A 16,670-nucleotide genomic window follows, 5' to 3' on the forward strand; every position below is an offset into this window, starting at 1 on the left:
TTTACGGGTTCCAGCCGCCATATCCTTGAAACACGTCATTTTGCAGGAATCGGCATAAAGACGATTTGCCAGAACCAAATCGCAAAAGAGCATTGTTTCCAGAAATTTCAATGGTCGCCGACGTGTTACGTCCTCCGACAAGAGTCAAAGACAAGCTGTACACGGGGTATCCATTTACTAAGTAGAAACTTCCGTGATCAGTTCTTGCCATATAGACATAATTCGCGCGATCGATAGCAATCGTGCCTATCTCCCCGATTGTTTTATCGGGATAAACTTTGTAACGAGTGCCTTTGAAATCAACCAGACTTACCGAAGCGCGACTCGCATCCATATCACTGCAATAAAGATAATTCTGATTTGCAGGGTCTGTGGAAACTTTGGCATAGGAAGGCAATTTCAAACGATCCCAAACCGTTTTATTTAAAAGAGTTTGATCGGAAACGGCATTCTCTAACACCAAACTGCTTTCTACCTGGAAACCTTCTCTCATTTTTAGATGAGATAAATATAGTTTTCCGTCACGAACCGATGCCAGAAATGAAATCCTGTTTGTCAGCCCAAGACCATCCAAAGATAAATCCAGAAACATATTGCGATTGCGAACGTCGATCCAACCATTGCTGTACTTAGAGTCTTTTTCTCTCACGACAACAAAGGACCCTTCAGGAGCCGCTTTCGCCGCTGAGTCATTGGGATGCGCAGCCTCTTTACCAATCAACTGAAACTTCATCGGTGCATACAAACCCGCAATGCCTTGTTTTTGGCAATCTACAATCAAAGACTTCAATGTAAATTCCGTGTCCGTGCGCGAAGATTCGAACAAGAAGGCACAGCGATCTGTCTCAAAAGTTAAATAGGAACTTGTCCAAAGCCCCTGAAAGCCGGCAAGTTCTTGGGCCTTCAATCGCTCCGTATCGTCAGCTTCGATCTTATCGCAGGCAACAAGGCCTGCAATCAAGGACGCCAAAAGAAGTCCCTGAAGAAAAGACTTTAAAACGATCTTCATGAACTACCTCTTGGCTTTTTTAGATTCGCATTGGTAAGTGATTTGCCACTCTCTCAATGCTGTCGTTGTCGATGAAGACTTGGTGTCTTTTCCCCCCGCCTCGCCAGAAATCACCGGAATACCAAAAAGATTTCCAACTTCAGATCTTGTATCGTCACGTTTTGTGTCGCGAGAATCTGTTTCTACTTTTTGACCGACGACAACTTCACCTTCTTCAAGAACTCGGAACGGGAGAGGCTGGCAGTTGAGTTTCATTTTTTCATCTGCTTTTTGACGATCTTCAGGGCGATAATTTTCTTTCAAAGAAATCACGCCGCCTTCTTGGGGTCTCTTTTTTGTTTCACGAGCTTGTCCCTGATAAGGAACTGTCTGGCAACCCACCACAAACAAAAGACCCAAAGAACTCGCACTTAATAAAATTTGTTTCATCATAAATTTAACCCTCATCAAAATGTTTTTCTTCATCAGGTCTTAAGAACGCCTCCCCTGCAGCGAGAGACGCCTTAAGAACACAAAGCAAAGCTACGAAAAAGCCCTGAACAATTCAAAGCTTTCAAGCCAAGAGTGCTCTCAAGTGTTCCATTCGCATGCCCTAAACATATGAAATTACTAAATAAGTACATTCTACACCCTGAGGGTCGCCGACTTGAAATGCGCGACAAACCATGACATACCCTTTTCATGCAAAAATACGATTCGCAAGCGCTCGAACAGTCTTTAACTTTGTCTGAATTTCTTCAGGCAGAATTCATGCGCCGCTTGAAGAAGAATCCCAGCTACTCCCTTCGCGCCTATGCTCGTGATCTTGAAATGAATTCGTCGCTGCTAAGTGAGGTTTTGAATAACAAGCGCGGGATCTCGCAAAAAACTTTGCTTAAGCTCAGTGAGAAATTCCGCATGACGAAAAGTCATCAGGAAATTTTTAATGACCTTTTCCTGGCGCAAAGCTCTAAATCGCAAAATATTAAAAAGAATGCGCAAGATCGCCTCAAGAAATCCCGCGAAAAACATCGCATCAAGCGTTTAGACAAACAGACATTTAAAATTTTAAGTGATTGGTATCATGCCGCGATTCTGGAGCTTACAGAGATCACCGAATTTAAGAATGACTCTGCCTGGATCGCTAAGAAACTGGGAATATCCACCCAGCAAGCTGAAGACGCCATTGAGCGACTTTTGCAAGTGGGTCTTATTCAAGAAGTGAACGGCACCCTTAAGGCGCAACCTGATATCGTGTTAACGAATTCCGAAACTACTTTTGAAGCCATCAAACAATTTCACCGCCAAACCTTGCAGAAGGCGGCTTTGTCCTTTGAAAAAGACGCTCCGGCAGAGCGCGAGTTCAACTCGATGATTTTAGCCATTCCCAAAGAAGAACTTCCTGAACTAAAAAAACAGATTCAAATCTTTATGCAAAAGTTTTGGCAAGGACTGGCAGACAAACCGAAAGACGATTTGTACTGCATGAATATTCAATTCTTTCCTGTCGCCCGAAAAGTTTCGAGCAAGTCCTTACTTGTAGACGATCGTGATATCTAAATCCGAAGTGATCTCTTCAAGATTTTTATTAATCAGATAGAAGCGAGCAAACTGGTGACTGTTCGCAGGATTGCCAACGTAAGCCCCCTGCTCCGTGAATGCCGCTCCCCGCAAGACATAAACCCAACTGACTCCCGTAAAGGCGGGATTGGGAACGACTTGGTTGTTGAAATTAAATGGCACTTGATATTGCATTCCAGTTGCTTGTGTTGCCGACGCCATAAAAACGGAGTTTGGGATGCGTCCATATTGCGGGTGCTGCCAGTCACTTTGAAACTCGATGCGACTGACGGGTAAAAGTTCTTTTGGGTTTAAGATATTAATCAATACTCCAGCATAGTCTTCGCGCTTAAAGTTATACGAGAAAGACTGAGTGACATCTAAGTTCACATTAAACGGTGTCGCTTTTTTATCGGCCGCTGTTTTACCCATCATCGATACAGAATGAATCTGCATGGGATTGGAAATTGGTGCTGATCTTAGATCAAAATACACACGACGATCTGGCAAAGCCGTGTATTTAATTTTGCTGGTTGCATCCGTAAGATAGATGTAATCTAAATAAAAACTTCGTTCTACCGTCGGTGAAGGAGTTTTCCACTGAACAGTCACCGAATACTTTTGCGCCCCCACTTTACTCAAGCTGCAGTCCACAATAATTCTATGACGAGGCAATTCCACGTAAGACATAAACTGCGGAGACGTCAAAAAGGCTTTGCAACTATTGGCATCAAAGTCTTGGGAAGATTCAAATTCTCCGGATGCCGAAACCGTCTCGCCTGCTTGATAAGTATCTTTGGAATATTTGAAGTTCTTCACAATCACAGGTCGGTTCGCCGCGGACCTAAAGAAGTTATCAACGTTTGAAACACCTTCCTGAATCATCGTATTTTGTGTCGGATAATCACTGATACGGCCCGCTTGCGATTTCCACCAGTTTGGAACAGCAGGACCACTTAAAGGCTCTAAATAAAACCCGTAGCGCAAAGCCAAAGAGAGAACTTTGTAATCCGCTTGTTTCTCGCCCTCTTTATGACAGACCATTTGCATATTCGCACGCAAAGCAAACCCTTGAGCCTGCTTTCGCTCCGACCAATCAAAAAGATCTTCGGGGCGCAGATTGTTGATCCAAATAGGGCCACGCACAGGGACTGAAGTAGGACAAACCAGATTTGGCTCCAGCTCTTCATGGACCGACTTAAAGAATTCACCATCTTCTTTAAAAACCAACGTTCCACGACGGCGATCTGCGTCCGTTCCATCCAAAACGACCCGGCTCAAATCATCAAAAAAGTTAATGACGTAAAATTTGATATGAGGCTGATTGAAGGCAGAAAGATCAATGATTTGGGTTTTCTTACGAATTGCGGTGGCGACCTTAGATCCCAAAACATCCAAAGGACGGTCTTTGGTGTCTTTAACTCCATGATGATGACCGAATTCATGAACCAGAATTGCGATCGCTGTAAAGAAATTGACCTTATCGAGCTGATCGTAATTCACATAAATCATGTCCCCGACTTGATCTCCGGTGCGAGCAAAACGATGGGATGATTGCGGGTCTAAATCAAAAAAACCAGGATTGTCTTTGGGGTCCACGACACCCAAGCCACCTTCGGCATCTTCCAAATAGTTGTCATAAATTTTCTGAAGAAGTTTTGATTCAGCCGCGGTCAACTCACAAGTTTGAGGCTCGCGAATGCAAAGCTCAAGAAGACGCTGAAAGTTCATCCCCACGGAGTTGAAAATAAGGCCGCCCTTAGGATAATCCTCCGCCTGAGCAAAATGGGCGTTACCAAAAATAAGACCACATAGAACAAGTAAATAGGAGAATTTTACAGTCACTGTCATCCCTCGGCCTTTTAAAATGAGGCCTGGATATACCAATAAACGGGAGTTTCCGCCAGATTGACTTCAAATATGAACCCGTCTAAGAACCCTTTCATGAAATTTATACTTTCAAGCCTTTTGAGCGTCCTTCTTTTATTCACTTCCCTCGTTCATGCTGGCCCTATTATCGTGGGAAATGCCGCAGGCCTTGCCGAGCTTCAATACGTCTATGCGTGGAAAAACCTTACGGAGTTCGTAAAGACTTGCGCTGCAAATACTCAGTGCCAGATTCCTCGAAAAACATCACAAAGGCTTCTTCAAGTCCTTGAACAACCTCGTAAAGAATTGATTTTTCTTTCCGGTGCTCACGCCCCAGGGATGTTTTTTAAAACTCAAAACTCTGAAACTATGATCCTGGGAACCAAAGCCGAGGCGTCAGCCCAAGTCTATATCAATACGGACTTGCTCTATGAAAACAATCCTGAATCAACGATCCCCTCTTTGGCGAAGAACATCAGTGTTCTTGCGACTGCGATCGCCTATCAGTCTGGAAAAAATCTTGAGGAATCTCTTGTGATTGGTTCTGCTATTGGCGCCTATTGGGACGGCGAAATTCAAAGCTCCAGTTTCGTTTCAACAAATACTGAAGTGCAACTCAATGTTTTATTAAAACCCGAACCTCACGTTGTTTTATTCGACTCTAAAAAAGCCTATTTTCTAAATTCAGAAGTGATCAGCGCTTTAGAGAGTGTCTTAAACGAAAAAAATATCCAACTTGATTCCTTCCTTGCACCCTACTGGACACAAGAGATGGATGGACAAATCACTCTTATCGCTAAACTTGGGTTTTCGAACTCAAATCAAAAAGGACAAGCGGAGGTCGCTATCAGCTTTAGACTGATCAACGATCTTAAAGAAAGCGTTATCTCTGAAGACGGCTTTCAAATTGAGTTCTTTAATATCGAAACTCGTTAGTTCTTATTCTGAATGTGAAGACCTTGCAGCTCTTGCAGGGTCTTTGCAAATCGAACGAATGCAGTGCCGAGATATTTTATTTCACATCAATAATGCATGTGAATGTCGCATTTCCAGAACGCGAGCCATCTGATTCATAAAGTTCTTCGGCGACACAAGAAATGTCTTTTGTTACATACTCCGTCAAACGCGGTGTATGAATTGTCATTGTTGCACCAGACTTTTCCAATTCAAAAAAGAGAGCTTCCGCTTTCTCTCCTGTGATCTCAACGGCTTTTGAAGATTGAGCATAAGCTGTGGCTGACAACATAGAAACAGTTAAGAGTAGAACTAGCTTTTTCAATTTAAACCTCGTTTGAATAATTTCACTCACAAGGTTCATTTTGCATAGCATATGCCACTCCGATTCGCATTGTGGCCTCTCCGAGGACAGATGGACCGCTTAGACAATGAACATGGTGTCCTTTATGGTCTCACACCCTTGTCTCATTTTGAGACGACGGTTTTTCCCGTAACAGACAAATTCTTACTAAGCTTTGTTGTGTTTCGTGTAAGCGGCTTTCAACTTGTCTTCAAAAATCTTCGCAGAAAAAGGTTTCACGATGTACTGGGACACACCGGCAAGAACGGCCTCCGTCACTTGATCGCGCTCCGACTCTGAAGTCAAAAGTACAAAAGGAAGATTCGCCCACTCCGCTGTCGCACGAACTTGCTTCAGCAAATCCAAGCCCTTCATTTTCGGCATATTCCAATCTGAAATGACCAACTGAATTTGTGTTCCCGGGGTGTTGTTCTGAACTAGAACTTTAAGACCTTCTTCGCCATCTGCAGCTTCTTGGATATTTTTATACCCCATCGCTTTCAATGTGTTCTTCACAAGATCACGAATCGAAGGCATGTCATCAATAACCAGAATGCGCGTTTCTAAGGGAAACATAGTTGGGGCTCCTCTACAGCTCTTCTTATTTTAGGAAAAACATGAAGAGAAGCTCAAAGAATCTTTACAACCCTAGACTTTGTGCGGGGGCTAGCCACAAGAAATCGGCGCGAGGTCCATCAAGAGGTGACGGCGCAATTTCTGTTGCGATTTCCTCTTCGCTTAAATCCAATGTGTTCACTTGAGAAAAGGTCAAAACCGGAATTTGAGGTGCCCGCGCACGAATACGATCTGGCAAACCACCACCGTACTGCACGTGGAACTCACCCACAACAATCACTAAAACTTGATCAGGATGAGCCGCTAGGAAATCAGTCGCTCTCCACGCCATCGTATCATCCCAAATGGATTGAGCCGCGAAGTAGCGCTCCCCGGCTTCTGGATTTGGAAGATGGGGCATCATGCTTAAGAAACGGCGCTTGTAACTATCACGCCCCAAAGAAAACTGCGGAGGAAGCAAAGCGGACTCTTCCGGAGTCAGAGAATTCAAACCCTGTTTTGAAACTTTCCCAGTGAGCGCACGAGGTGCATTCAAAGCCAATGTCGCAGCACCTTCAGAAAGAAGAGGGAAGACGGCTTGATCACGGTAGTAGTCATAAGAGGGGCTGCCCCAAGCGATCGCCTTAAGGAAATCGGCCTCTGCCAAAGTCCCCGCACGGTACGAATCCACGAGTCCTTGCTGAGTGTATGTAAAAAATTCCATTCCAACAGAGACCTTCAGGCCGCGAGCCCGTAAAGCTGTCATAATCGCCACTTGTTGGGTTTGATGTTCTTTAAATCCGTGGTTTTCTCCGATTACCACCACCGAACCCGGGGTCACAGAACTCACCGCTTCTTCCAAAGTCACCGGCTGCTGGGTGTTTCCCCTCAAAATGCCACTAGATTGAGCATGAGCGCAGGCCGACAAAAGCACGGATACGAGAAAAAGGGCTCCAGAGTTCATGAATTCTCCCCTTAGACATCAAATTGTCTGTTGAAGTTTCCTTTTTCCTTTGATACCTTGACCCCCTTTGAAAAGGTATTGTCATTTTTTCCATATTACGCATGGCAATACAAACTTGATGTTTAAGGGGCACCGCAATGGCAAAAAAATCAGGAAGAATCATCATCACTCTTGAGTGCACTGAAGCTCGCGCTGAAGGCAAACCTGTTTCTCGTTACACAACGACTAAGAACAAAACTAAGACTCCAAGCCGTCTTGAGAAAAAGAAATACAATCCAAATCTTAAGCGCCACACAGTTCACAGAGAAACTAAGTAATGATTCTTACGGATCAGCAGATTCTCGAACACATGGAGCAAGGTTCTATTAAAGTAGAGCCCTTCCGCAGAGAGTGCCTTGGTACGAACTCTTATGACGTTCACTTGGGTAAAACTCTGGCTGTGTACGAAGAAAAAACGCTGGACGCTAGGAAGCATAACAAGATTCGCACCTTTGAAATTCCTGAAGAGGGTTTTGTTCTTATGCCTGACACCCTCTATTTGGGCGTAACTTTAGAGTACACAGAGACTCTGAAACACGTCCCATTTTTAGAAGGAAAATCAAGCGTAGGTCGTCTCGGAATAGACATCCATGCCACAGCGGGCAAAGGTGATGTCGGTTTCTGCAACTATTGGACTCTGGAAATTTCGGTAAAACAGCCGGTACGTGTTTATACTGGTATGCCGATTGGTCAGTTGATATACTTTGAAGTAAAGGGCGACATTTTGACAGCTTACAACGTCAAACCGTCGGCAAAGTATAACGACAAAAAACCTATTCCAGTAGAGTCAATGATGTGGAAAAATTCATTCTAAAGTCCCTCTTAGCATTAAGTCTCTTTTCATTAGCCGCTTGCTCAGGAGTCGAACCAACCGAAGTGTCTGGTATCGACTCTAATGTCATTGTCTCTTCGTCTTTTTCTGAATACAGCTCTGAAAAAATTCATGGTTCTGGCACAATTCGTTTCCTAGATTCCTTGACGGTTTCCTCCAGCAAATCTTTCGCTCTTAAAGCGTCTTTGGATGACACTATTGCGATGAGTTCTGTTTCTGTGATCATGTATTCAGCCAACTCCGTGATGCCCACCAATGACGGCATCATGGTGACCTTCAGTCGTTCTGGCGCCAGCGTGAATGCACAGATCAGCTACAACGGCAACGCCGCTATGGTGAACACGTCTCGTTTGTCTTTTTATTTCCCGACTTCGTTAGATTTGATTGTGGAAGTTCACAATATCAACTCCAAGGCTCGTGTCTTAGTGTGGAGACGAGACATGGTTGAGTATGCTCCGGCAACGGCGGACATCGATACGGAACGCGCAGGAGATTTAAACTCGTCCCTGCCCGTTCAACGTGGTGCCGGCCCCTATGCTGGTTTGATTATTCAAAACTCGACGGTGACTGCAGGTCGCTTAGATTCACAGAAGGTTCTGGATTAGATTTTTTGTCCTTCATCGCGGCTTTGGTTACCTGATCCGCGATGTACCCTAAGATCTCAGACAATTGAACACGATCGGCCCAGACGTCCCAGTTGTCGCGCTTACCTCTCCATTTCAAAACGAAACGAAGCTTCTCTTTGATTGTCTCTGGCGGTTTTCCGTAACGCAAAATGTACGTGAACAAATCCAGCAAATCAGATTCCTTGAGAGTGCCGCTATCAATTTGATCTTTCGCGAGCTCTAACAAAATTCCTTTAAACGCCGGGAAGGCATTCAAAGACTCCGGAGTGGAAATCACACCGTCTTTGTTTTTATCAAAGCGCGCGAAAACCATTTCAATATATTGCATCACATGAGGAGCCAAAGAAATGTCTTCAATTCTCGCCATGTTTTTATCATTAGGAATGTATCCGGCAGCCTTAAAGACGTTGTTCATGTAAATAGCCCACTCGTCTTTAGAGACAGCCTTCATAAACTTCAAATACTCTGGCGTTGCCGTCATTGTTTTTGGCATAGAGTCTTTGTAGGCCGCCCGAGCACAACTAATACTCACAAGCGTATCATTCTTGATCTGATCATTTCCATTAAAGCACTCCTTGATAAGATCTTTGCGCAACATTGTATTGATGTTCACACCCGACCAGATCAATGCAATCAAGTCTGTTACTTCCGCATAAGAGGCCAAGGTATTGCCATCAGAATGCGGCACAAAGATATTGGCTTCACGGAAGCGCGACGAAGCAAAGGTCATATTCTTAGGCTCAATCAAACCCATTTCCACCAAAACCGGCTTCAAAGTAAAGAAGGCTGATTCCACTTCTTTTAAGTTCGCACCCTTGTAAGTCGCAATACGCTCTTTATCGTTAACAAAAGAACGCAACAACACACGAGTCAGTCCGCGATTGATATTGAGCTGACGAAGACTCTTCTTCGTATACACTTGCTCAAACTTATTAGAAATGATCACACGAGTTTCGCTGTCCACCGTAATAGGCACAGGACTTTGCACCGATAACAAGAGCTCGCGGAGACCCGCTTGCGAAGGAGCTGATGGAGCTTCGCTCTTCTGAGCTTTTTGTAGAATATCGATCAAGGCTTTTGCCTTTAAACCCTCATCAGGTTTCCAGTTCTCACTCAACGTCGCAATGAAAAGCTCGGTGTCCAACCAAACTTGAAGCTCCTGGCGAACCACTTCCACAGACGCCAGATTCAGAGCATTAGGAACATAACCATCAATACGTTGCTCGGGATCGACAAAGATATTATTTAGAACGACTCCTAAAACCTGATCCAAGGATTCGGCCTTAAGACCTTTAGGCAAGATCTCCAAACGAATCAGATGCTCACCGATCTTATTCAACTCTTTACGAGTGAATTGATTTTCTTTCTTAGCCGTTAATAAATCGCGCAAGATATTGAAACTTTGATTCGAAAGAACCGACAAATAGCTGACGATCAGCGGTTTTTCCAGAGACTCTTCTTTAACGAAGTAATCATAGTAAAGATAGTCTGAGTAGAATCTAGCAGCAAAGCCCAGCAGGACACTCCAGTTGCCTTTACGCAAAGAAGAATCGTTGCCACCCAAGATCATGTTCTTCACATCGATCACCAAAGGCAAATACTTCTTCACTTGCTCTTGGTAACTGTCACCCTTAGGTGGATACAAGGTTTCAATTTCACGGACCAAACTCACAAGGTCATTGAGATCGTAAGCACCTTCAAAAAGAACCCCTGCTTCGCGAACTGTGGCCTCAAGAACGAATTGCGACTCCATGAAAAGCTTTTGCGCTTCTTCGGGCTCGTAAATCTCCGGTTCCCACTCGCGACCATAAATAGAATAATAAGGGAGGAAACGCTCGACCAAAATTTTGATCCGGCTGACTTTCAAACGGGCCGTCTCAAAATCCGTTGTTGTGAAAGAGTCTACACTTCCACCGAAGAAGAGCTGCTTCACCTTCATGAATTCAAAAACCAGGTTGTTTGAAACTTTGAAGTCAGGCCATACCACTTGCAAAGTTTTTAGAAGATCCGTGACCTCATCACGAGACACAACGCCTTCCGGTTTTTCTGCAACCAGATCCTGGAAAACAGAAAGAACGTCTTCCACTGTGCGTGAAAGATAAGACAAACGGTATCCCGTTCCCGTTTCAGGAACAGATTTAATAAAATAGTAATAACGCAAATACTGAATGTACCCACGAGCACCTAACAATGAAAAACGACGCCATTCATTCGGCGTGATAATGTCTTCATTGCCGCCGGCCAAAGCCTTTTTTACTTTTTGAATGACCGGCATGTACTTCGTGATGGTTTTCGGGAAGTCCCAGCTCTCACCAAAAAAGTCGCTCATTTCTTCCATCAAAAGAACGAAGTCAGACAGCTTGTAACCCTGTCCGTTCTTTTCGATCAACGAAGCTAAAAGACGTGCGGCATTTTGAATTTCTTTGTTGGCGTCCTCGAAATAACGAACGTCCAATTGCAGTTTATTCGTGTCTGAAACCGCCCAGTTCAAAGAAAGAACTTTCATGTACGGGTTCAGGTTGACGGTCATTTCACGGAAGCTTTTGATCAAAACAATAAGCTTATCAATCTCGGCACGAGTGATGTACTCAGGACTGCCGCCGACAAACACGAGTTTTAACTTCATGAACTCTGTTTGCAAACCAGACGAAATTTTCGGATTTTTCTCAGGATCTAAAAAGTTTTTCTCCAGGAACGTTGCCAACTCCTGTGGAGTGTAACGATCCGCTGAACGACCGCGCACGTAGCGTTTGAATTTTTCAACAGCACTGCCGATACAGTCCCAGGCATCTTCCAAGTCTTCCTTCTTAGCGTCCCCTTGGACGAAAGCCTTCACCACTGGTGTCGCTTCAGAAAGACATTGTGTGCCGCTAAATTCTTGGCTGTCTGGTGGAGGTGGTTCTTCCCCCACTTTACTATCACAACCCGTTAAAACGAAAAAAGAGAGTGCCAGTACAGAAAGGCCTCTCTTTAGATAAGTCTTAGAAAACATACGTCATGCCTCCGTAGACCCTGTCATTGGCGCGGTATTGATTCAGGAAACTAGAGGTGTTGTAAGACTCATCTTGCACACCCAATACGTCTCCGCCCATGACAACGGCCCACTTTTGACTTGGATAATAGAGGAACTCTGTATTGAGCAAAGAGCCTCTTTGATCATAGTCATACAAATATTTAAATCGTGTTACAAAAGGACGACGGAAGAAGCTGGCAAGCTGACCTTCCACGCGGAAAGAAAGAGCATTGGTAAATTTCAAACGCTGATCGAAAAGTGTAAAGTCATCCGGGTTGCCATTGGCCAAAATATCTTCAATACCGCCACCGTCAACTTTGAGATACTCAAGCTGGAACGCTAAAGTTTTCGTCATCACGTTGTTCAAAGAAAAATCAAACGCCGCCGAGTAAGCTTTGATGGGCATCAACTTTTGAATGGACCAGTCTGTCTCAGGAAGTTTCTCTTTCGGTTCATCCTGCAAGTAAGACAAAGACATTTTTAAATTCGAAAAAGAATAACCCACATCCAAAGAGTAAATACTGTGATAAGAAACGTCCGGAGACACCGTCACATCGACTTTATCTTCAGACACGTCTTTAAAGTTTTTACGCTTTAAAATCAGCTCATTCACCGGAAGGTAACCGGCACTCGCTACGATCCAAGGCCCTTGCTCTTTGTTACCCAAACGCCCCATGAAGCCAACGCCGCCGTTGCCAACGAGTTTAGCTGTGTCTGGAATGTCGAGTTCATAGCTGATGGTGTTGATGCGGTTATTGAAATCGTAATCGCGCGAAGGCGCTCGGTACCAACGACTGTCGGCCACTAAGCCGCCGCTTTCTTCGCGAATGTCGGGTCCCATGCTGGGAATAAATACGGGAGTTGCAAAACCCAGGATTTCCCAACCTTGCGTATTATAATCGACGAAAAGTCCCGTCAAACCTTGCTCTTCAGGGCGAAGAGTATCAATCGCAAACTTCGGTTGCCACAAGCCCAATTGCCAACGGCGATCAAGCTCACTCCAGTCCTTCTTTTTGCGGCCTAGGAATGTTTTAAAGGCCGTATTACCATGCGAAGCCAGGTAAGCCTCGTGCACGACGAAGTGGGACTGTCCGCGAGAGAAAAAGGTTCCGCCCGAAACGTCAGCGGCCATATCGACCCAGGATGTTTCTTTAAGAGCAGAAAGGCGGGCTGAGAGAAGTTGACTGAATGAAAGTTGCGGAGCTTCTGGGATCGGCGTGAAGTACTGCATCCCCTCCATACGGATTTGACCATAGACCTGCGCTGGAGAAGAGTTTTTAGGCTCTTCAATAGAGCTCACCCCTTGAGCTTGAAGGTTCTTCACGCTCAACGATTGAGTTTTCGCTTTTGTGGTCACGGAAACGCTCGCAAGCGCAGCCGCGATGTAGGTTCTTATCCTCACATCCGCCTCTGGATAAAAGTCCAGACTGTAGAGAATAAGAAAAGGCCTCGGGAGTCAACGGAGCCGCGTGTCGAACGGCCTCATCTCAAATATAGAGGACATGAGGGTAAAAAAACGTCGCTCTGTTTGAAATTCTTACCCCTAAAAAAATACCATAGAGCGGCATTTTTAGAGTAAGTGCTCAACCAACCAACGCGGGTCGTCAATGGGAATATCATGCCCAGCCCACGGATGCATTGTGGGTTTTAAGCCCCACTTTTCGGCAATTTTCAAAGTGCATTTTGGGGACACCAAACGATCTCCGTGGGACCCAAGCAACTGAACATCTCCCGGAGCTTCATCGGGAAAACGATAGCGAGAAGCCGCCAGCATCTGACGAAGCATGTTCTCAATACTGATCGGGTAAGCTTTTGTGTACTCCATCAGTGCTAAGATTTCCGCTTCACGTCTTTCGTGACTGTTTGTCACCATTCCTAAAATCGTTTTTTCCCAGAGAGCTTCGTCATTCTTTGCACCAAACAAGTGAACGGACTTCAGGTAGTTCGGCAATAAGAAGCGTTGATAAAACGGTGAATACCCCGACGAACTCGTGCAAACCAAATAGGCTTTTCTCACCTCGTGAGGATACTCGCGCATCCATTCCACCGTGATCATCGAGCCCAAAGAAACAGAGAGCACTTTGAACGGCTCGCCTTTTTTTACGAACTCTGATTGAGAGCGCAAGTCTTTCACATATTCCGGAATACTCAAGGGACTCGCTTCCTTATTGCGCGCCCCATTGCCCGGAAGATCTAGCAATTCAAAATTGTCTTCTGGAAAACGTTCTTTCATTTTATTCACGAAAGAACCCCAGTGCCCTACTCCGCGAGCCAATCCTCGGAGGAGAATCCAATTTTTAGTTTGCGGCATACCACAACTCCCGCGCTTTTTTATTAAGCTCTTCTTTGTGCATTTCGCTCATCGTAGCCCATGCTTGCGGCGAGGCCACAGCACGAATCAAAAACTCCATCAATGTATTGTGACGACGCAAAGTACGACGCTGGCGATGTCCCTTGATCGGATTAAAAGGTCCTTCGGCTCTGAAAATTTGCCAAGGATTTTTTTTCACCCACAACCAGGAACCCATCTCCAAACACAAAGGCAAATACTGTTGATTCGGAGTTTTTTGAATATGTTGGTCGTATAAATAATCCCACAGATCACCATGAGTCGTGTAACTCTGCGCCTGAGGTTCAAAACGATAAAAGTGATGAGGATACGTGCGATCTAACAATTCTTTGAGAGAATACGCCAAAGGAAGATCGGGAAAAGGTTTGACGGTTTTTGCGTAAGGAAACCAAATACGATCTTGAAAGCCAAATCCTGAATGCACGTCGATCGTCACTGCCAAAGAACTCTGCGCAATTTCTTTTTCGACAGCCGAAACCAAAGCCTGGGATTCAACCTCCATTGGAGCACCTTCGATTCCTCGATACCACGGCAAGCGATTGCTATAGCGCTGCCCGCCGACCCAGCGTGCGGGATCTTCTCCCTCGACAGGAGCGTTGCGCATTAAATCCACCCCGCGCGGATTGCAGCGAGTTTTTTTGTAGATGCCAATGGGATTGACCGTCGGAATAAAAAAGACGCGAACGTTTTGCAAAGTTCTTTGGATCGTTTCATCCCAGAGAACAAGTTCAGAAAGAGAATTCATCAAAGCAACACACACTTGCGCGCCGATGCGTTCAAGTCCGTGCACGCCACCCGTGAATCCTAAAACCGGTGCTTTGGGATCTTCACTTCCGAAGCTCACTTTGTAGATGGGAAAGCGCAAAGAACCTTGCTCGCTGTAGGCAAGGACTTCTGAGCGGGCCGCACTCCCGAGGTCCTGAATTCGTTTTTCAATTTGTTGGATCTCAGGCAATGTCATTTATACCTCTGGGTGCAGTCCAGTTTCACATTCTGCGCCCAGCGCTTATTGTTGGCGAAATATCCCCCACCTCCAATGGATAACGCTCGAAGCCATGCAAGGACCCGTTGCACCCCCGATTTAAGAGGGGTAACCTTCGGTCATTAGGAGAACTGTTTATGATGAGCTTAGAGACACTTTTGCAAAAAATGTGGGTCGATTACTGTGAACTCAATCCTGCTGCCAAACGCATTCATGACATTTTTGTTGCGGAAGGCGAAACTGTTCTCAATGACCACATTGCTCTTCGCACATTCAACCACCCGCGCTTGGGTATTGAGTCTTTGGCCCAACACTTCAAGAAATATGGCTACGTTGAAAAAGGTGATTACACTTTCGTAGAGAAAAAACTCTATGCAAAACACTACGAACATCCTAACGAAGACATGCCAAAAATCTTTATCAGCGAGCTGGAACTTGAAAAAGTATCGCCGTTCATTCGCGATACTGTGAATAAACTTGTCGATCAACTTCCGGATTCACTGATCCAACGCGAAGATTTTGCGATGTGCGGTCGTCCTTGGAAAATGACTTATGCTTTGTACTCTGAACTAGCCAAAGAAAGCGAATATGCTTCTTGGGTGGCGGCATACGGTTTCCGTCCAAATCACTTCACAATCAATATCAACAAACTAAAAAAATTCAGCGACATCAAAGTTCTTAATGAATTTGTTAAAAGCAAAGGCTTTGTCTTGAATAAATCTGGTGGCGAGATCAAAGGAACGACAGCGGACTACCTAGAGCAAAGCTCGACGATGGCTTCTGAAATTCCTGTGAAATTCGACGATGGCGTTCACAACATCCCAGGATGTTATTACGAGTTTGCGAAACGCTATCCTCTAGAGAATGGAAAGCTCTATCAGGGATTTGTTGCCAAATCCGCTGATAAGATTTTCGAAAGTACAAATAGAGTTCAGTAGAAATCTAAGCGATTTTCTTTAAGAGATGGTTGAGTGTTTCTTGGTCAGGCTCTTGGGCTTCCCATGTTTTATGGGCTTGCAAGAACGTTTTGACTAACTGAGGGTCAAACTGCGTTCCTGAACATCTTTGCAGTTCTGCGTACACCACTTCCACAGGTAAACCTTTGCGGTAAGCGCGTGTCTGCGACATAGCATCGTAAGTGTCGACCACTAAGATAATGCGTGCAAGAAGCGGAACTTCATCTCCGCGTTTTTTATCCGGATAACCGGTTCCGTCGACACGCTCGTGATGGCCACGAATGCCCGGCAAGATTTCTGAAAAGAACTTGTTGTGCCCTAGCGGCTTCACAATTTCTTCACTCATCACGGGATGGCTTTGCATAATCAAATGCTCGCTATCATCGAGTTTGCCTGGTTTTGAAATAATAGATTGAGGAACGCCCATCTTTCCGATGTCGTGAAAAAGACCCGCAAATTCAGCGAGCTTTTGTTCGTACTCATTCAAACCCGCATCGCGAGCAAGCTTACGAGACATCTCACCGACTCGGCAGCAATGAGCATAGGTCGCCGGATCAACCAGCTTCAATGATTGCATTAGTGCCTGCGCAGCCCCGTAGGCCCACGCCGGAATGTCTCCCCAGGAAGACGACATTATGA

General features: G+C 45.1%; 17 protein-coding genes. 6 read left to right on the plus strand and 11 right to left on the minus strand.

All coding sequences use genetic code 11. From position 1 onward, the window contains the following. Position 1 precedes the first annotated feature (1 nt). Positions 2-1,009, minus strand: coding sequence for a hypothetical protein (locus ACL934_RS12080; protein ID WP_413612284.1), 1,008 nt, complete (start codon positions 1,007-1,009; stop codon positions 2-4). Positions 1,010-1,012: 3 nt separating this feature from the next. After that, entirely contained in the window at positions 1,013-1,441 is a 429-nt protein-coding gene (locus tag ACL934_RS12085) for a hypothetical protein (RefSeq protein ID WP_413612285.1), read from the minus strand. A gap of 249 nt (positions 1,442-1,690) precedes the next feature. Here ACL934_RS12085 and ACL934_RS12090 point away from each other — a divergent pair, with 249 nt between their 5' ends. Next, positions 1,691-2,548 carry a TIGR02147 family protein gene (locus ACL934_RS12090; RefSeq protein WP_413612286.1) on the plus strand — a complete coding sequence of 286 codons (858 nt, stop codon included), beginning with the start codon at positions 1,691-1,693 and terminating at the stop codon, positions 2,546-2,548. Here ACL934_RS12090 and ACL934_RS12095 read toward each other — a convergent pair. Next, positions 2,522-4,399 (minus strand): hypothetical protein, encoded by a 1,878-nt coding sequence (locus tag ACL934_RS12095; protein ID WP_413612287.1) that lies wholly within the window; start codon positions 4,397-4,399, stop codon positions 2,522-2,524. The two genes, ACL934_RS12090 and ACL934_RS12095, sit on opposite strands and share 27 nt — an antisense overlap. 93 nt (positions 4,400-4,492) lie before the next feature. On the opposite strand from ACL934_RS12095, the gene ACL934_RS12100 reads away from it, so the two are divergent. Further along, the gene (locus tag ACL934_RS12100; RefSeq protein ID WP_413612288.1) at positions 4,493-5,353 is read left to right on the plus strand and encodes a hypothetical protein; all 861 of its coding nucleotides are present in this window, start codon (positions 4,493-4,495) and stop codon (positions 5,351-5,353) included. 76 nt (positions 5,354-5,429) lie between these two features. Here the strand turns inward: ACL934_RS12100 and ACL934_RS12105 are convergent, their stop codons facing one another. From ACL934_RS12105 to ACL934_RS12115, 3 genes are all read right to left on the minus strand, one after another. Continuing rightward, a complete protein-coding gene (locus ACL934_RS12105) occupies positions 5,430-5,696 on the minus strand; it encodes a hypothetical protein (protein WP_374073804.1) in 267 nt (88 codons plus the stop codon). A 186-nt stretch (positions 5,697-5,882) separates the two neighbouring features. Continuing rightward, positions 5,883-6,290, minus strand: coding sequence for a response regulator (locus ACL934_RS12110; protein ID WP_374073806.1), 408 nt, complete (start codon positions 6,288-6,290; stop codon positions 5,883-5,885). 64 nt (positions 6,291-6,354) lie between these two features. Next, positions 6,355-7,233 (minus strand): ChaN family lipoprotein, encoded by an 879-nt coding sequence (locus ACL934_RS12115; RefSeq protein WP_413612289.1) that lies wholly within the window; start codon positions 7,231-7,233, stop codon positions 6,355-6,357. A 137-nt stretch (positions 7,234-7,370) separates the two neighbouring features. On the opposite strand from ACL934_RS12115, the gene rpmG reads away from it, so the two are divergent. The 3 genes from rpmG to ACL934_RS12130 are packed head-to-tail and all read left to right on the plus strand — an operon-like array spanning position 7,371 to position 8,709. Continuing rightward, entirely contained in the window at positions 7,371-7,550 is a 180-nt protein-coding gene (gene rpmG / locus ACL934_RS12120) for a 50S ribosomal protein L33 (protein WP_041873421.1), read from the plus strand. Then, positions 7,550-8,086: a dCTP deaminase gene (dcd, locus tag ACL934_RS12125; RefSeq protein ID WP_374073811.1), complete on the plus strand. Its 537-nt coding sequence runs from the start codon at positions 7,550-7,552 to the stop codon at positions 8,084-8,086. The genes rpmG and dcd overlap by 1 nt, the downstream gene beginning before the upstream one ends. Beyond that, positions 8,068-8,709, plus strand: coding sequence for a hypothetical protein (locus ACL934_RS12130; RefSeq protein WP_413612290.1), 642 nt, complete (start codon positions 8,068-8,070; stop codon positions 8,707-8,709). Before dcd ends, ACL934_RS12130 begins: the two co-directional genes overlap by 19 nt. On the opposite strand, the gene ACL934_RS12135 is transcribed toward ACL934_RS12130, so the two are convergent. The 4 genes from ACL934_RS12135 to ACL934_RS12150 form a co-directional block, all read right to left on the minus strand. After that, positions 8,651-11,722 (minus strand): hypothetical protein, encoded by a 3,072-nt coding sequence (locus ACL934_RS12135; RefSeq protein ID WP_413612291.1) that lies wholly within the window; start codon positions 11,720-11,722, stop codon positions 8,651-8,653. The two genes, ACL934_RS12130 and ACL934_RS12135, sit on opposite strands and share 59 nt — an antisense overlap. Further along, positions 11,712-13,145 (minus strand): transposase, encoded by a 1,434-nt coding sequence (locus ACL934_RS12140; RefSeq protein WP_374073817.1) that lies wholly within the window; start codon positions 13,143-13,145, stop codon positions 11,712-11,714. The genes ACL934_RS12135 and ACL934_RS12140 overlap by 11 nt, the downstream gene beginning before the upstream one ends. A 168-nt stretch (positions 13,146-13,313) precedes the next feature. Continuing rightward, positions 13,314-14,054 (minus strand): alpha/beta fold hydrolase, encoded by a 741-nt coding sequence (locus ACL934_RS12145; RefSeq protein WP_374073819.1) that lies wholly within the window; start codon positions 14,052-14,054, stop codon positions 13,314-13,316. Continuing rightward, a complete protein-coding gene (locus ACL934_RS12150; RefSeq protein ID WP_374073821.1) occupies positions 14,041-15,054 on the minus strand; it encodes a M14 family zinc carboxypeptidase in 1,014 nt (337 codons plus the stop codon). The genes ACL934_RS12145 and ACL934_RS12150 overlap by 14 nt, the downstream gene beginning before the upstream one ends. Positions 15,055-15,212: 158 nt before the next feature. On the opposite strand from ACL934_RS12150, the gene ACL934_RS12155 reads away from it, so the two are divergent. Continuing rightward, positions 15,213-16,013 (plus strand): DUF1338 domain-containing protein, encoded by an 801-nt coding sequence (locus ACL934_RS12155; protein ID WP_413612292.1) that lies wholly within the window; start codon positions 15,213-15,215, stop codon positions 16,011-16,013. Between the two features lie 4 nt (positions 16,014-16,017). Here ACL934_RS12155 and ACL934_RS12160 read toward each other — a convergent pair whose 3' ends face one another. Further along, positions 16,018-16,665, minus strand: a complete 648-nt coding sequence (locus ACL934_RS12160; protein WP_413612293.1) for an HD-GYP domain-containing protein — start codon at positions 16,663-16,665, stop codon at positions 16,018-16,020. Between the last annotated feature and the right edge of the window lie 5 nt (positions 16,666-16,670).

The sequence above is a fragment of the Bdellovibrio sp. HCB-110 genome (assembly GCF_047323225.1).
Taxonomy (GTDB): Bacteria; Bdellovibrionota; Bdellovibrionia; order Bdellovibrionales; family Bdellovibrionaceae; genus Bdellovibrio.

Excerpts from the sequence above, each read along its gene's own strand:
- ACL934_RS12080 (WP_413612284.1), bottom strand. The coding sequence starts at position 1,009 with ATGAAGATCGTTTTAAAGTCTTTTCTTCAGGGACTTCTTTTGGCGTCC.
- ACL934_RS12085 (WP_413612285.1), bottom strand. The coding sequence starts at position 1,441 with ATGATGAAACAAATTTTATTAAGTGCGAGTTCTTTGGGTCTTTTGTTT.
- ACL934_RS12090 (WP_413612286.1), top strand. The coding sequence starts at position 1,691 with ATGCAAAAATACGATTCGCAAGCGCTCGAACAGTCTTTAACTTTGTCT.
- ACL934_RS12095 (WP_413612287.1), bottom strand. The coding sequence starts at position 4,399 with ATGACAGTGACTGTAAAATTCTCCTATTTACTTGTTCTATGTGGTCTT.
- ACL934_RS12100 (WP_413612288.1), top strand. The coding sequence starts at position 4,493 with ATGAAATTTATACTTTCAAGCCTTTTGAGCGTCCTTCTTTTATTCACT.
- ACL934_RS12110 (WP_374073806.1), bottom strand. The coding sequence starts at position 6,290 with ATGTTTCCCTTAGAAACGCGCATTCTGGTTATTGATGACATGCCTTCG.
- ACL934_RS12115 (WP_413612289.1), bottom strand. The coding sequence starts at position 7,233 with ATGAACTCTGGAGCCCTTTTTCTCGTATCCGTGCTTTTGTCGGCCTGC.
- rpmG (WP_041873421.1), top strand. The coding sequence starts at position 7,371 with ATGGCAAAAAAATCAGGAAGAATCATCATCACTCTTGAGTGCACTGAA.
- dcd (WP_374073811.1), top strand. The coding sequence starts at position 7,550 with ATGATTCTTACGGATCAGCAGATTCTCGAACACATGGAGCAAGGTTCT.
- ACL934_RS12135 (WP_413612291.1), bottom strand. The coding sequence starts at position 11,722 with ATGTTTTCTAAGACTTATCTAAAGAGAGGCCTTTCTGTACTGGCACTC.
- ACL934_RS12145 (WP_374073819.1), bottom strand. The coding sequence starts at position 14,054 with ATGCCGCAAACTAAAAATTGGATTCTCCTCCGAGGATTGGCTCGCGGA.
- ACL934_RS12150 (WP_374073821.1), bottom strand. The coding sequence starts at position 15,054 with ATGACATTGCCTGAGATCCAACAAATTGAAAAACGAATTCAGGACCTC.
- ACL934_RS12155 (WP_413612292.1), top strand. The coding sequence starts at position 15,213 with ATGATGAGCTTAGAGACACTTTTGCAAAAAATGTGGGTCGATTACTGT.
- ACL934_RS12160 (WP_413612293.1), bottom strand. The coding sequence starts at position 16,665 with ATGTCGTCTTCCTGGGGAGACATTCCGGCGTGGGCCTACGGGGCTGCG.